We start from the raw sequence: 15,446 nt of genomic DNA, 5'->3' as shown, positions 1-15,446 counted from the left end.
GGTGGGTGCCCGGACGGCTCATTGTTAATGATGAGAGTTGAAAAAGCAGGTTTATCGTACAAATTAGGGGGAAATGAAATGAACAAGCTGGCGAAAATACTTGTCCTCGGGTTGGCCGCGCTGATGATTTTTTCAGGATGTTCGAATGACTCTAAGAATTCTGCCGCCAATGGAGAGAATCAGGAAGTGATGCGCTTTTCGGTGACTCTGCCTACGTATGGCGTGGATAATCCGAATAGTCTCGTAGGCAAGGAATGGCACAAACGCATGGAAGCATACATGGGTAAAAAGGTGGAAATTGAATATAACTATATTCCGTCTTCCGAGTATGACGAGAAGGTCAAACTCATGATTGCAAGCGACGATCTGACGGACTTCTTCGTGACGCCGTTATTTTATGATACGAGCGAAATGGCCGGTCAGGGCCAGCTTCTCGAATTAGCCCAATATAAAGATTTAATGCCGAATTATATGAACTACATTAGCAAGGTGAAAAATGGAATGAAGCGGGTGACGAATGCTGACGGCGAGATGTATACCTTTATGGAAACTTCCACTCCAAGGTTCCCTGAGGATCGCGGTATGCTCATTCAGAATACGTCCTCTTACCGCTATGACGTGTTCAAAGCGAATAATATCGAAATTCCGGAAACACTTGATGAATTTTATGAGGCTGCCAAAAGCCTTAAAAAACTCTATCCCGACAAATATCCTGTCGCAACCAAATGGAACAGCCTGAGATCGCTGTTCTCTGCGAACCATATCAAGGACGAAATCTTCTGGAACGGCGAGAAATATGTATATGGGGTTCTGGAAGAAGGGTTTAAAGATGCGCTCCAATTTGCAAATAAGCTGTATGCCGATAAGCTGTTAGATCCGGAGTATACGATTGATACAGATGATACGCTGAAAAGAAAAGCGCTGAATGGCGACAACCTCATGTGGCTGACGCAGTGGTTTACCACTCCGGCCGAGTACACAAGAACGGCCAATGATGGCAAGATTTTTGCAGTTTCCCTGTATCCTGACAATCCGAAATACGGGAAAGCCTGGCAGGAAGTGGTGAATGGCAATACTCCTGATTTGGGCTGGGCAGCTTACGGCCTAAGTTCAAAAGTGAAAAACCCCGAAGAATTGATCAAATTCATCGATTATCAATATTCGGATGAAATGATCAGACTCATCACCTGGGGGATTGAGGGTACGACCTATACGATTGGGGAGAATGGTATTCCGACCTTTGTGGACTCTTTGAAAAATGCCAAGGATCCGTGGCTGGAAGGCGATAAATACGGCATGCGGGCAAGCCGGAATCATAACCCTGGCCTGCAGATGGTTAGTGACGCAAGAGCTTTTGTAGATTTTGCCGCGACAGACTATACCGTATTTAACGGCAAATATGAAGAGGTGCCGATTGAGAAGTCACAATTCCTGACGAGCTTACCCATGCCTGAGAACGAATATGTTCCTTCCTGGCTGAGCGAACCTTCGATTCAACTCACAGGCGATGAAAACCAGCGGATCTCGGAGATTATGAACCCGGTTAAAACGTTTGTTACGGAAGAACAGGCCAAATTCGTGGCAGGCAAGAGCAGCTTTGATGATTGGCAGGTATTCATTGATAAGGTCCAAAAAATGGGCGCCATTGATGAAGCGCTGAAAATTTATAACGATGCTGCGCAAAGAGTAACAGCAAACTAATAGAGATTGTCCCTCCGTTGCTGATTGCTTCGGGGCGGCAATAAATCGCAAAGCGATAGGATGTAAGATAACGAAACCATAGGATGTGAGAAGAGCTTTGAACGAGAAAAAAGAGATTTTATTCCATGTCGAAAAGCTTCTGAATAAAAGAAATCAATTTATGATTACAAAGGTTTCTCCAATGGAGTTTTCAGGTTTTACGACAAAGGAACAGCTGTTCATTCATGAAATGGATGAGCAACCGTTCCAGAGCATAACCAGGGGACAACAGTGGGGGGAGAATTGGGGGTACGGCTGGTTCCGGTCCACAATCATCGCCCCTAAGGAGGCCGAAGGCAAACGGCTGGTGGCTATGCTTGATTTTGGAGCCGAAGCGACCGTGTATGTTGACGGCATCGTGAGTGGTGCAAAGGATCTTAACCATCATTACGTAACCTTAACCCGTTCGGCGAAAAGCGGCCAGCAATTCGAAATTGTCGCAGAGGCGTACGCCGGCCATTCCGATTCTCAGCCGTTGTTCGGAGAGTCGCAACTCTGTATTTTTGAAGAAGAAGTGTACCAGTTTTTTATCGATTTGGAATGCCTGTACGATCTTCGCAATCATCTCGATGTCAAATCTCTCCGCGTTGCGGAGATTGATCGTTGTCTGACTCAGGTATTTGCGACGGTCGACCTGACCCTGCGCCAGGAATTGTTGGGAGAGAACGTAAAAGAGTGCAGGGAGATTATGAAACCGCTTTTATCTTGTGTGAACGGTTCAACGGCGCCTACCCTGTACCTTATGGGACAGTCCCACCTGGATGTGGCCTGGCTGTGGCCGATTGAGGAGACGAAGCGTAAAATTGCACGGACCATGTCCAATCAGCTTGCGCTCATGGACGAATATCCGGAATATACTTACACGCAGAGTCAGCCTTATTTATTCCAGTTGGTCAAGACGCTGTATCCTGAGCTGTATACGCGCATCAAACAAGCGGTGAAGGAAGGCAGAATCATTCCCGAAGGCTCCATGTGGATAGAGCCCGATACGAACCTCCCCAGCGGCGAAAGCCTGATCCGCCAGGCGATGTACGGCAAGCGCTTCTTCAAGGAAGAATTCGGTGTAGACAACGAAATGCTGTGGCTGCCTGACGTGTTCGGCTATTCCGGGAACCTGCCGCAAATTATGAAGGGTTGCGGGATTAAATATTTCGGTTCCGTTAAATTGTTCGGTACTTATGATAATGTAGCAGATCCGTTCCCGCATAATACGTTTCTGTGGGAAGGGATCGACGGTTCGCAAATCTTGTCGCATCTGCTCAACTATGGAGACTACTACCCGATTCGGATCCGCCCGTCGTTCTTAATCCATCAGTGGAAAGATCGCGTCCAGCTTGAAGGGATTTCTACGCGGCTCACGCAGTTCGGACATGGCGACGGAGGCGGAGGCTCCAACCGGGACGATCTTGAGTTTATGCGCAGGCTCGGCAATTTGGAGGGCGTCCCCAAGACGAAGCACGGCTCGCCAATCGAATTTTTCCGGGATCAGACCGAAAAGGGCATTCCTGATGTCAAGTACGTAGGAGAGCTCTATTATCCCGCTCACCGCGGGACTTATACAACACAAGCGGTCATCAAAAAGCTGAACCGGAAGGCGGAAATTGGCTTCCGTGAGGCGGAGTTATGGGGGGCTGCAGCGGAGCATTTAAATAACCGGACCTATCCTTACGGGGAGCTGGACCGTCTGTGGAAGGTTCTGCTGCTGCACCAATTCCACGATATTCTGCCGGGCTCATCTATCCACCGCGTCCATGAAGAGGCGCAGCTTAAACTGATGGAATTGAATAAGGACGTGTACAACGTGGCTTCAGAAGCAAGAGGTACAATCACAGACGGCGAGTCCTCCAGTGTTACCGTATTTAACTCGCTGTCCTGGATAAGACGGGAACTGGTAGCATTACCTAATGGCGTTCACGGGATTGCGGATAGGAATGGAGCCGTTCTACCGGTGCAATTGCACGAAGGTGTTAGCTATGCTCAGCTGGAGGCTCCTTCCATGGGCTGGTCGACGTACAAGACTGAAACGGAAGTGCCGGTCGTTCCTGTTCTGTCGACAGTCTCTGCAAGTGAATCGCATATGGAGAATGAATGGATTGCGCTTGGAATTAACGAAAAGGGTGAGATTACACGGATTTTCGATAAGGAGACCTGCACGGAATGGGCAGCAGACTGCTGCAATGTTATGCGGATGTACCGGGATCAAAATTCGGATTTTGATGCCTGGGAGATTGACCGGCGCTACCGCTTGGCACCCATTGAGCTGAACGCAAACGCCAAGGTATCCGTTACTGCGAATGGACCGCTCTTCGCAAATCTTCGGGTTGAGCGGGAATTGAATCACTCGACCATGATTCAGGATATCCGCTTGCGTGCGGGCAGCCGCCGGGTGGAATTCCATACAACGATTCAATGGCGCGAGAAGAATAAGCTGCTGAAAGTCGATTTTCCGGTTCGCATTCATACGAACGAGTCTCTGCAGGAAATTCAGTTCGGTCACGTCAAGAGGCCGAATCATGCTTCGCGTCCGCATGATGCGGATCGTTACGAAGTGGTTCAGCATAAGTGGTCTGCCCTTGCAGAGGCAAACCGCGGCTTCGCACTGCTGAACGACTGCAAATACGGCATTTCCGTCAACGATAACACGATGAGCTTAACACTGCTTCGGGCTCCGACTTGGCCGGATGAAACGTCCGATCAAGGGTTGCATCATTTTACTTATGGATTTACATTCTGGAACGGTGCATTTCTCGACAGTCCTGTTGTGCGCGAAGCTTATGAGCTGAACTATCCTGTCAGCCTTGTGCCTGGAGGAGGGTGTGGGGCACAATCCTTACTCTGCATCGATCAAGCCAATGTGATTGCGGAGACGGTCAAGCTTGCCGAAGACGGATCGGGCGATTGGGTTGTGCGTCTGTATGAGAGTAAAGGGGCCACGGTAGTCTGCAAGCTTCACGCCGGGCTGTCCGTTGCGGCGGTTAGTGAGGCGAATATGCTGGAGGAGAAGATTGCAGAAGTGCCGCACGAAGGCGGAGATGTAAGGCTCCAATTCCGTCCGTTCGAGGTGAAGACCATTCGATTGGCGCTTCGCAAGGAGCGATATGAATAAGCAGGGGGTGGCTTGTGGGAGAGAGTACATCATCAGTGGTTTGAACAGATGGTGTTTTGCAGCGCAACGATTTCATTCTATCAAATCTACTAAGGCCGGGAGGTCAACGAAATGAAAATGAAACAGTGGAAAAGTGCGGGAATATGGACTTGCCTTGTGCTGATGATTATGACGGCGCCGGGCGGCGCGTTTGCAGCGCAGGCGGCGGAAAGTGGCGACGGGCAGAATCTGAGCATTGTAAAGAAAGGGGTCCAGGAGCCGTTCAAGATCAAGGTCGTGGATGCCGAGACGGGCCGGGGCATTCCGCTTGTTGAGCTGAAGACGACGAACAACGTTCTGTATTACACGGATAGTGCTGGTGTAGTGGCGTTCAGTGAACCCGGATTGATGGATCAGCCGGTCTTCTTCCATCTGTCGAGCCACGGTTATGATATCCCCGCCGATATGTTTGGCAATCGTGGGCAGGCTGTACAGATTATGCCCGGGGGTATGATTACAATCGAGATGAACCGGGTCAACATCGCTGAACGGCTGTACCGGATTACGGGCCAAGGTATTTATCGCGACAGTATGCTCCTTGGTTTGGGGGCGCCGATTCAGGAGCCGCTGATAAACGGTCTGGTCATGGGACAGGATTCTGTGCAGACGATCACGTACAAAGATAAGCTGTATTGGTTCTGGGGTGATACCGACAGACCAGCGTATCCGCTGGGGAACTTCCGTGTGACGGGAGCAACTTCTCAGATGCCGCAAAACGGCGGATTGGATCCGGACGCCGGTGTGAATCTGGACTATTTCACTAAAGAGGACGGTTTCGTCAAAAGCTTGGTGCCGCAGCTGCCTGACGGCGCCGGCATAGCTTGGGTGTTCGGTTTGATGACTGCCAAGGACAGTGCCGGACATGAACGCCTGCTCGCCGGATATAGTACCCATAATCCCGGACTCAGCGCCTTCGGCATTCTTGCCTTTAATGACAATATCAAGGAATTCGAGCAAGTCGTCCAGTTCCCTTCCAAAGACGATTGGCGCCATCCGGGCGGCCAGGCGACCTATTATGAGGAGAACGGGGTGGGCTATTGGCTCTTTACCGAACACCGGATGCCAAATTTGCGCGTATCCGCAAGCTATGACGCCATCATCGACTATACTCAATATGAATCGTTTACAGCTTTAACACCGGGAACGACGTACAACGGAGCTCAAACGTCGTTGGAACGCGACGCAAACGGCCAGCTTGTATGGGGTTGGAAAAAGAATACTCCGCCGCTTAAGCAGGATCAAGAGAAGGAGCTGATCCGTTTAGGGGTGATCCAAGCGGCCGACCTGCATTATTATCAATTGAAAGATGCCGATACCGGCGAAGAGGTTCAAATCTCCTCAAGCGCCGTCGAATGGAACGATTACCGGCAGCGTTACGTGATGATCGGGCAGCAGCTGCAGGGAAAGACATCGGTGCTCGGAGAAATCTGGTACGCGGAAGCTCCGGCGCCTCAAGGTCCGTGGACTAATGCCAAAAAGATCGTAACGCACAATAATTATACTTTTTACAACGTTGCCCAGCACAAAAATTTCAATAAGGATGGCGGCCGGGTAATCTACTTCGAGGGGACTTATACGAATACGTTCACGAATCATGTAGCGACACCGCGGTATAACTACAATCAAGTCATGTATAAACTCGATCTGGCGAATCCGAAGCTAGGGCTTACTTCTATGAACTAACTGAATGAACCCCTTCCGGAAGCACGGTAGGCATTCCGGAAGGGTCCTTTATGCAGGGGGTGATAGCAGCCTGTGCCGATGGGGAATGGATAGTCAATGCGGTAATTGACGGGAGGAGTTACTTTGGATTTTGATTTTACCAGGTACACCAGGCTGATGGGGAGATTTGATCTGACTGACAAAGGGAATCCGAAATGCGGATGGGTTAATAGTGCTGTTCATCTTGCCTTCCGGGGTACGGCCATCTCTATGACAGCAGGGGATTCCGGCGGCCAGGATTACGTTGAAATCGTATTGGACGGGATCGCCCGTAATTGGATTAATCTGAAGAAGGGGGTTCATGTATACATAATCGAACAGGGGCTCCCGGATGGAGAACACACTTTGGAAATCCACAAGCGGACGGGAATTTTGACCGGGAATATCGCATTTCATCATTTTTCTCTTCCTGGCGGCGGAAGCTTCCTTGCCCCGCCTGCGGCCAAACCTATCCGGCTTGAATACTTTGGGGATTCCATCACAGATGGAGCAGGGATCGGCCATCCGCATGTGCTCGCTGAAGCCCCGCATCTTGACGACGGCTATATGTCCTATGTCGGGATCAGCGCTAGAATGTTGAACGCGGAATATCATACGATGGCCATTTGCGGCATTGGCGTTTGGCAGGATGCCGTAGGGAACAGGCATGGATTGCCGGAGCATTTTTTGGGGACCCTCGGCAAAGACACGGCGCCATGGGACTTTTCCCGGTATATTCCTGATGGAATTGTCATTAATTTGGGTCAAAACGATTATTCTACACCAATTGATGATGAGGAGTATATTGCCGCTTATATAAAATTCATTCAGGTTATCCTGGATCAATACAACGATCCCTATGTCTTTTGCTGTGTTGGAACCATGAACAACAACTATCTCGCCAGTGTGAATAAGGTCGTGGCCCATTTTAATCAAAATGGAAACGGAAAGATATTATTGGTTGATTTAGGGCTGATTCATCCAGAGGTGGAAGGATGGGGCGGCCGTTATCATCCCGGCTATCAGACGCATTACCGGATGGGATGGGAGCTGGCCTCTTTTATATCCGCCAAGACCGGATGGGAATTGCTTAAGCGTCCGTTGACCGCTACGGAATGCGTGTTCTGAAATTCTTCACTTACCGGGTAGGACTTATCGCCTCCAATGAAATAGAGTAGTGTAAGCCGCCTTGGATTACGGAGCGGAAGTGATTGAATTCGATGTTAAGCTCACCAAGGCTAACATCCTTGCTGTATTCCATGATTCAACTTGCTGGAGGAACTGCGTCTTAAAGATAAGAAACTACAACATCAGGCGGGTCGCTAATGAAAATATGTTTAAATGTTCAACTGTTTTAGCATATGCCGTCATTCAGATGAATAGTATATGGAACCGAATTTCTTAAAAAAGCATATGGAAATCTAATGGAAGGTAATGGTTGGAGATCATTTATTTTCATCTTTTAAAAAACTCCTAAAGTAGAAGGTGTTGACCTTGTTTGTTCCCTAAAACAAACAAGACTTCTACAAAGGAGTTTTTACTTTGATTAATAAAAGTATGGGCCGAGAAATGATGATTTGTCTACTGAGTCATTACTGGAAAATTTATATAGCCTAACAGAGTCAGCCGAGGAAGCTTAGTAAGTTTACACAGGCGCGTAAACTTTTCCAGTAATATTGACTGGACCAGTTAAGGTAATATCCCCCTGGAGGTCTTCAGGGTTTGAGGCAAACACCTGAAATACATGAAATCCTACTGATACATTCGTAAGAATTGTCTGGAACGTTGTAGTCATTTCAAGTGGTTCATCTTCATCGTTTGAAATGGACTCTTGCTCAGCGCTACCAACAACGATTCCATCCGTAAGGACTTGAAGGAAGAGTTTGGGTTGATCTGGTGGTGTAGCAAAAACGTTCGTTACCTGCCAACCTACTGTAGTAGTGAGTTCTACAAAGTTGGTTGCAGTTGGAACATTAATACCAAATTCTAATATCAACTTAGCTGTGGAATTAATTGGAACAATAACTCCATTGTCCAGGTTTGTCTGGACGCTTCTACCGAATTCAACTAAGGTTTGTGCCATATTTTCACCTCCACTTATTTTATAAAACCATCATATGACTTATTTTATTTTATGTTTGTGTCAATATCCTATTAACTAAAAAAACCTCGAATTTACAAGGGAGGAAGAAAAATGAAAATTATTTTTATTACTTCAGGTTTTAGAGCAGTTTATTACTTTTTTGAACAAAGTATAGTAGAAGCATTTCAGAATGCAGGTCACTATTGTGAATCTTTTACATTAAATAATGGTTTAAATGCTTTAAAACTTAAGAAAGAATCTTTGCAGCCAGATCTTATTTTAGCAATAGCCGGTTTGAAAATCTCCAAACCAATACTAGAATTTTTAAAACAAACAAAAGTAAAGTCGGTCATTTGGATGACGGAAGATCCTTATTATATGGATTGGACCCTTCCGCTTATCCCTTATTTTGACTATATTTTTACCATCGATCAAGCTGCATTGGAACAATATAAAGGACTTGGGCATCCAAATGTTTATCATCTTCCGTTAGGAACAGATCCGGAAGTGTTTCATTCCACACTAGTCTCTGAAGAGTTCACAAGTGATATTTGTTTAGTAGGAGTTCCCTATAGTAATCGAATTGAGCTTATAGAATTCTTGTTAAAGAGAACAGACTATCAAATTCAAATCGTTGGGAGAGGATGGGGCAAGCATAATAATGAATGGAACAAAAATTTAAATCTAGATTTAGGTTTAGTGAATGCCTGGGTAAAGCCCGAAACCGTTGTGAATTATTATAATGGTTCAAAAATTGTTTTAAATATCCACCGTCCTTCTGATGAGAAATACAATAGAAATCGTATGGGTATTATTGCCAAAAGTATCAACAACCGTACCTTTGATGCTGCCAGTTGCGAAGCATTTCAACTTATTGATTCTAAAGAGGAGCTGGTAAATCATTTTGAGGAAGGGAAGGAAATTGTTTCTTTCGAAGATAAGAATGATTTACTTGAGAAGATTCATTATTATATTGCACACGACGAAGAACGCAAACAAATTGCTATAAAAGCAAGAAAACGCGTGTTGACTTCACACACCTTTCAACATCGAATCGATCATTTGTTAATGAAGGTTCAATCTTAAATTGCCGTAACTACGGCGAATGTTATGGACATCCAGCCGCTGCTGTCTCCGGATTTCCTGATTTATACCGCTTCTAGCGGATAAAATCCGGAGACAGCATATGCTTCCGATGCGAGCTTTCCTTCGGAAAGCTTTCGGGCGGACGCTTTCGCTCTTCCAGTTCCAAAAATCCCCACCTCCCCCCGTGAATTTGACTTCCATCAGTCCTTCTTCATCTTCGTTTTGTGTATTATTTTCCAACTGTCATCAACTCCTGACTATGTGTAGAAGCAAGCTGAATCAGCTGCCGCACATGTTCATCTACCAGGGAGTAAAACGCCAGCTTTCCTTCTTTGCGGTATTTAACCAGGTTTAATTTTTTTAGCGTCCTAAGATGATGCGATGCCGTTGCAAGCGGGGATCCGATGATATTGGCCACATTAAAAACAACATGAAAATTAGATGAGACTAATTCACACGCTAAATTTAGTCTTATATCCTATTACGTTTTGATTATCAATACATAGTATGAAAGTAGACAGCACTAGGGGGGGCGATATTGATTGACAAGGGTATCCATAATCATGACTAGTTACAATAAGCCTGTTATATCACGAAGTCCATTCAATCCATTTTAACTGAAAAATAATGTAATTATAAGTAAAAAAATGTAGAAAGAAGGAAGGTAATAGAATTGGAGAAGAACTCACCATATTCTAATTTAAAAGAAAAATTAATTTCTCTAAAGGCTAAAGTTGGCGTAATTGGACTTGGCTATGTAGGGATGCCTTTAGCAATTGAATTATCAAAAAAAGGTTACCAAGTTTATGGAATTGATATTAATGTAGAAAAAATCAGTAGATTAAAGAACATGGATTTCTATATTTCAGGAGTAAATAAAGAAGATTTACACGAAGTGATAAACAGTAAAAAATTTATTCCTACAAATGATTTTTCAGTAATTTCATCTTTAGATTCTATTAACATTTGTGTTCCTACTCCTTTAACAAAGGATAACATCCCGGATATGTCGTATATAAAATCAGTAGTTGAAGAAATAAAACAATATATGCATAAAGAATTACTCATTATTTTAGAAAGTACTACTTATCCGGGTACAACAGAGGAATTGATCGAATATGAATTGACAAAAAAAGGATATAAAGCTGGTGAGGATTATTTTCTTTGTTTTTCCCCAGAAAGAGTAGATCCTGGTAATGGCAAATATAATACAAAAAACATACCAAAAGTAATTGGAGGAAAAACACAATTATGTACTGAAATAGCAACCTTGTTATATAAGGATGCCATTCAATCACTTGTGACTGTTTCTTCCCCTAAGATAGCCGAAATGAGTAAGCTTTTAGAAAATACATTTCGCAGTGTGAATATTGCATTTATTAATGAAATGGCGATGTTATGCGAAAAATTAGAAATAAATATATGGGAAGTAATTAAAGCAGCGAGTACAAAACCCTTTGGTTTTATGCCATTTTCTCCTGGCCCTGGTATTGGAGGACACTGCATTCCTCTTGACCCTATGTACTTATCGTGGAAAGCAAGAGAATTAAACTTTTATAGCCGTTTCATTGAATTAGCACATGAAATAAATCATTATATGCCGGAGTATGTGTTAAATAAGGTTGAAATAGCACTTAATAATGTTAATAAATCTGTCAGAAACTCTAAAATATTATTACTAGGCATGGCGTATAAGCCGAATATTGATGATTTACGGGAATCTCCTAGTCTTTCTATCTATCATACATTAAAAGAAATGGGCGCTTTAGTTGAATACAATGATCCTTATGCAGCCCAGTTTACAGATAATGAAGGAAATATTGTACATTCAATTGAATTGGATCATCAAAATCTTCGTAATTTTGACTGTATTATCTTATTAACAAACCATAATGTTTATAACTACCAAGAGATTTCGGAAAATTCTAACTTAATTATAGATACAAGAAATGCCTTTAAAAATATAGATACACCTAACATTGTAAGGATCGGAGATTCTCCCCCAGGTTGCTGAGCTTCATTCAGCATAACAGTACCTGGCTCAGAACTTTTGCGTTAGCAGACGCTGTGTAAGTGGTACACTTTTAGATTAGCAAACACACTGGAGGTATTTACTAATGGAGCAAAACAAAATAATATATCAATCTGATGTAGGTACTTCAGTCGGTCAAATTAATAAAAATAAAGTTGTCGTTTATACTGCTATCACAGCTAATTATGACAATCTTTATGAACCCCGGTATAAATCCGATAAATTTGATTATGTATGCTTTACTGACAATCCGGATATAAAGTCAAATTTTTGGAAAATAATACCACTACCACATCATAATCTTGATTCGACAAGAAAGGCAAGATATGTAAAAATACTACCTCACTTGTTTTTTCAAGACTATAACTACAGTGTATGGGTAGATGCAAATATTACTATCGTTGGAGATCTATACGAGTTGCTGCAAAGTTATTTGAAGGAATCTTCTCTTGTCTTTTTTAGGCACTCTGATGGAAGAAACTGTATATATCAAGAAGCAGAAGCTTGCATACGGAGAAATAAAGATGACAAAAATGTAATTCTTGCCCAAGCTGAAAGATATGAAAAAGAGAGATATCCAGAAAATAATGGCCTTATTTCTACTGGAGTAATTTTAAGGAGACACAAGGATCCAAAAATTATAGAAACAATGGACGCTTGGTGGAATGAAGTTGAAAACTTCAGTAAAAGAGATCAGATGAGCTTTAATTATATCGCTTGGAAGTATAATACCCCTTTTTCTATTCTCGATGATTATATTAGGGATAATAAATACTTCAAATGGAGAATTCACGATCATCAGACAAATCAAAAAAAATCTTTGATCTAATGTCAATACGAAGTATTAAAGTCACGAAGAATGAATATTTCGGTGGAATAGAGCCATTGAGTTAATAAGTGAGAGCCACGTGATGTTTATAAAGAGAGCCACCCGGGGAGGGGCTCTCTAAGCGAAAGTGACTGTTACTTGCTGAGTCCTTTCCGTTGGTATTTTCCTTTTGATGGGACAGTTAACACCTCCGATATGGTATTCCGTGAACATTGACAGCTCGATGCAATGCTAATGTTCAAAGAAAAAGGGTGATATTAAAATGAGGTTCGGTGGTAGCGATAAATTAACAATTCAATCCATATTTAAGGAAGTAAAGAATAACTTCACATATGAATTCTGGGTTAAGCCTGAAGCAGCTCATAAAATTAGAAAAGAGTCAGTTATAGGTGTTTCAGGTATTTCAGATCAAAGGTATGTTATTGCGGCTGGTTATGGGGGCGATAATGAGTATGCTGGAACAGGAGTGTCAGTAGGGACGAATGGTGTTTCAGTTTTTGAACATACAGCAAATCATCTGCCAGCTACTTTAGTATATGAAACAAGTATTACTGACTGGACTCACATTGCAATTGTTTATCGTGATAAAACCCCATATCTTTTTATTAATGGTGAGATTAGAAAAATGGGTTTGAAAAGCCTGAAAACAAATGTTTTTGCCTCAGGGATAATCGGGGGTCTGAGTAATTACGGTTTTTTTATTGGTGAAATTACTAATGTTAGAATTTGGGATTATGCTAGAACAAGGAGACAAATTTACGAGAATATGAATAATGGAATGACTGAAAAAAAACCGGGCTTAATAAGTTTAATTTTAGAAGAAGACAGACTGAATAAGCAAAAACTAATAAGTAATGATGAACGTAATGAAACTAATACTGAAGAAATTGATGTAATCATTTGTGTGCATAATGCTTTAGAGGAAGTAAAGGTATGTCTCGAGTCATTAATTGCTAAGAGAACATTAACCTTTAATATTATTATAGTTGATGATGGCAGTAACAAGGAAACAAGTAGATTTTTAAGGGCTTATGCTGAAGTCTATAATTGTAAGCTTATTAGAAATGATTATGCACAAGGATATACAATTGCCGCTAATATAGGGTTGCTGGCATCATCTTCTAAATATTGTGTGTTACTTAATAGTGATACAATCGTTACACTTCGCTGGTTAGAAAAGCTAATTGCATGTATGGAATCTGAGAAAGCTGTAGGTTTAGCAGGTCCTCTTTCCAATGCAGCTTCTTGGCAATCCGTACCAAAATTGTTTGAACAAAAGGATTGGGCAAAAAATTCACTCCCAGAAAAAATGAACTTGGAACAAATGTCAAATTTAGTGGAAAACCGGTCAGATAAATGTTATCCAGAAGTTCCACTTTTAAATGGATTTTGTTTAATGGTTAAAAGAGAGGTTATAGATAAAATTGGTTATTTTGATCAGGAGACTTTTTCGGAAGGATATGGCGAAGAAAATGATTATTGTATCCGAGCAAAAAATGCTGGCTTCAAACTAAAAGTAGCCGATGATTGTTACGTGTATCATTATAAATCTAGTAGTTACACGAGTGACCAAAAAAAATTGTTAAAAAAACAAGCAGATAAGCTAATTTGCAGAAAGTATTCCAGTAAAAAAATAAGAGATTGTATGACAGTTTTAAAAGAAAATAAGGAACTAAACACTTTGAGGAAAAAAGTTGAAAATGCGATAGAAAACGGTGAAAAGTTAAAAAGAAGTAATATCTCAATTTTATTTATTTTGCCAACAAAAGGAGGAGATGGGGGATCACACTCAGTTGTACAGGAAACAATGGGACTTCGTACATTGAATGTAAATGCAAAAATAGCCAACAATCTTAACTATAAGATTCCATTTTCTGAAAAATACTTAAATTTTGATGAATTTTGTGTTTATTATAAAAATCAAGATGAATTAATTCGCCTTTCTCAACACTTCGACATCGTAGTAGCTACCGTATTTACAACGGTGAAAATGTTAAAAAACATCATCGAATGTCACCCCTATATAAAACCCTCCTACTATATACAAGATTATGAACCATTGATGTTTGATAAAGATCATCATTGGTATAAAGAAGCGATAGAATCTTATACATTAATTTTAAATAATAATGCTTTTGCCAAAACGAATTGGATCCGTAATATAATAAAAGAAAATCATGGAATTGAGGTTTATAAAATTGCTCCGAGTTTAGACAACATGCTTTTTAAACCTGCAGTGACAATAAATAATAGTAAAAAAGATGTTGTTCATATTGTGGCAATGGTCAGGCCAAAAACTCCTCGAAGATCGCCTAAAGAAACAATGAAAGTGTTGAAAGCGATAAAAGAAAAATATAATTCAAAAATAGAAATTTCTATATTTGGTTGCTTTGATAATGAATTGAACTCTTTAAATGTTCCTTTGAATTTTGATTTTAAAAATCAGGGGATACTCCATAGGGAACAAGTTGCAGAACTTTTACAAGACTCCAATATTTTTATTGATTTATCAACTTATCAAGCTTTTGGACGTTCAGGATTAGAGGCAATGGCAATTGGTTGCTCTACTATCCTTCCAAAGATAGGAGGAATATATGAATATGCGGTACATGGATACAACAGTTTTTTAGTTGATACTGCTAATAATGAAGAGGTTATTCATTTTATAAGTTATTTAGTAGAAAATAAAAGTATAAGAAATAAATTTTTCTTAAATGGAATAGAAACTGCTAAAAATTATTCGATAGAAAAAGCAAGTCTTTCGCAGTATCAATTTTTCGACAATATGTTAAATAATGAAGAAAAAGGGAATTGACAGAATACACATAAG

The 15,446-nt window shown here is 41.9% G+C and carries 11 protein-coding genes; 9 read left to right on the top strand and 2 right to left on the bottom strand.

The features are described 5' to 3' along the window. Positions 1-78 precede the first annotated feature (78 nt). From NST99_RS25160 to NST99_RS33790, 5 genes are all read left to right on the top strand, one after another. A complete protein-coding gene (locus NST99_RS25160) occupies positions 79-1,701 on the top strand; it encodes an extracellular solute-binding protein (protein ID WP_341095271.1) in 1,623 nt (540 codons plus the stop codon). 229 nt (positions 1,702-1,930) lie between these two features. Then, positions 1,931-4,846: an alpha-mannosidase gene (locus NST99_RS25155; protein ID WP_341095270.1), complete on the top strand. Its 2,916-nt coding sequence runs from the start codon at positions 1,931-1,933 to the stop codon at positions 4,844-4,846. A gap of 111 nt (positions 4,847-4,957) precedes the next feature. Further along, the gene (locus tag NST99_RS25150; protein WP_341095268.1) at positions 4,958-6,568 is read left to right on the top strand and encodes a hypothetical protein; all 1,611 of its coding nucleotides are present in this window, start codon (positions 4,958-4,960) and stop codon (positions 6,566-6,568) included. A 123-nt stretch (positions 6,569-6,691) separates the two neighbouring features. Next, on the top strand, positions 6,692-7,714 hold the full coding sequence (locus tag NST99_RS25145; protein WP_341095266.1) for an SGNH/GDSL hydrolase family protein: 1,023 nt from the start codon (positions 6,692-6,694) through the stop codon (positions 7,712-7,714). Between the two features lie 61 nt (positions 7,715-7,775). After that, positions 7,776-7,991, top strand: a complete 216-nt coding sequence (locus tag NST99_RS33790; RefSeq protein WP_445744987.1) for a glycerophosphodiester phosphodiesterase family protein — start codon at positions 7,776-7,778, stop codon at positions 7,989-7,991. A 240-nt stretch (positions 7,992-8,231) separates the two neighbouring features. Here NST99_RS33790 and NST99_RS25140 read toward each other — a convergent pair whose 3' ends face one another. Continuing rightward, a complete protein-coding gene (locus NST99_RS25140; RefSeq protein ID WP_341095264.1) occupies positions 8,232-8,669 on the bottom strand; it encodes a hypothetical protein in 438 nt (145 codons plus the stop codon). A 111-nt stretch (positions 8,670-8,780) separates the two neighbouring features. Between NST99_RS25140 and NST99_RS25135 the strand changes: the two genes are divergently transcribed. Next, positions 8,781-9,755, top strand: coding sequence for a CgeB family protein (locus NST99_RS25135; RefSeq protein WP_341095263.1), 975 nt, complete (start codon positions 8,781-8,783; stop codon positions 9,753-9,755). Between the two features lie 229 nt (positions 9,756-9,984). Here NST99_RS25135 and NST99_RS25130 read toward each other — a convergent pair whose 3' ends face one another. Beyond that, positions 9,985-10,230 (bottom strand): ArsR/SmtB family transcription factor, encoded by a 246-nt coding sequence (locus NST99_RS25130; RefSeq protein ID WP_341097748.1) that lies wholly within the window; start codon positions 10,228-10,230, stop codon positions 9,985-9,987. Between the two features lie 198 nt (positions 10,231-10,428). Between NST99_RS25130 and NST99_RS25125 the strand changes: the two genes are divergently transcribed. The 3 genes from NST99_RS25125 (at position 10,429) to NST99_RS25115 (ending at position 15,431) form a co-directional block, all read left to right on the top strand. Continuing rightward, positions 10,429-11,769: a nucleotide sugar dehydrogenase gene (locus NST99_RS25125; RefSeq protein WP_341095262.1), complete on the top strand. Its 1,341-nt coding sequence runs from the start codon at positions 10,429-10,431 to the stop codon at positions 11,767-11,769. A 103-nt stretch (positions 11,770-11,872) separates the two neighbouring features. Continuing rightward, positions 11,873-12,616: a glycosyltransferase domain-containing protein gene (locus NST99_RS25120; protein WP_051051336.1), complete on the top strand. Its 744-nt coding sequence runs from the start codon at positions 11,873-11,875 to the stop codon at positions 12,614-12,616. A 262-nt stretch (positions 12,617-12,878) separates the two neighbouring features. After that, positions 12,879-15,431, top strand: a complete 2,553-nt coding sequence (locus tag NST99_RS25115; RefSeq protein WP_341095258.1) for a glycosyltransferase — start codon at positions 12,879-12,881, stop codon at positions 15,429-15,431. Positions 15,432-15,446 lie beyond the last annotated feature (15 nt).

Source organism: Paenibacillus sp. FSL L8-0470, assembly GCF_038008625.1.
Classification (GTDB): Bacteria; Bacillota; Bacilli; order Paenibacillales; family Paenibacillaceae; genus Paenibacillus_AQ.
Note: the sequence above shows the minus strand (reverse complement) of the source record. Positions and strands in the feature narration are given on the sequence as shown.

Bases quoted from the DNA above. Each gene is read 5' to 3' on its own strand.
- NST99_RS25155 (WP_341095270.1), top strand. From the start codon at position 1,931: ATGGATGAGCAACCGTTCCAGAGCATAACCAGGGGACAACAGTGGGGG.
- NST99_RS25150 (WP_341095268.1), top strand. From the start codon at position 4,958: ATGAAAATGAAACAGTGGAAAAGTGCGGGAATATGGACTTGCCTTGTG.
- NST99_RS25115 (WP_341095258.1), top strand. From the start codon at position 12,879: ATGAGGTTCGGTGGTAGCGATAAATTAACAATTCAATCCATATTTAAG.
- NST99_RS25135 (WP_341095263.1), top strand. From the start codon at position 8,781: ATGAAAATTATTTTTATTACTTCAGGTTTTAGAGCAGTTTATTACTTT.
- NST99_RS25160 (WP_341095271.1), top strand. From the start codon at position 79: ATGAACAAGCTGGCGAAAATACTTGTCCTCGGGTTGGCCGCGCTGATG.
- NST99_RS25140 (WP_341095264.1), bottom strand. From the start codon at position 8,669: ATGGCACAAACCTTAGTTGAATTCGGTAGAAGCGTCCAGACAAACCTG.
- NST99_RS25120 (WP_051051336.1), top strand. From the start codon at position 11,873: ATGGAGCAAAACAAAATAATATATCAATCTGATGTAGGTACTTCAGTC.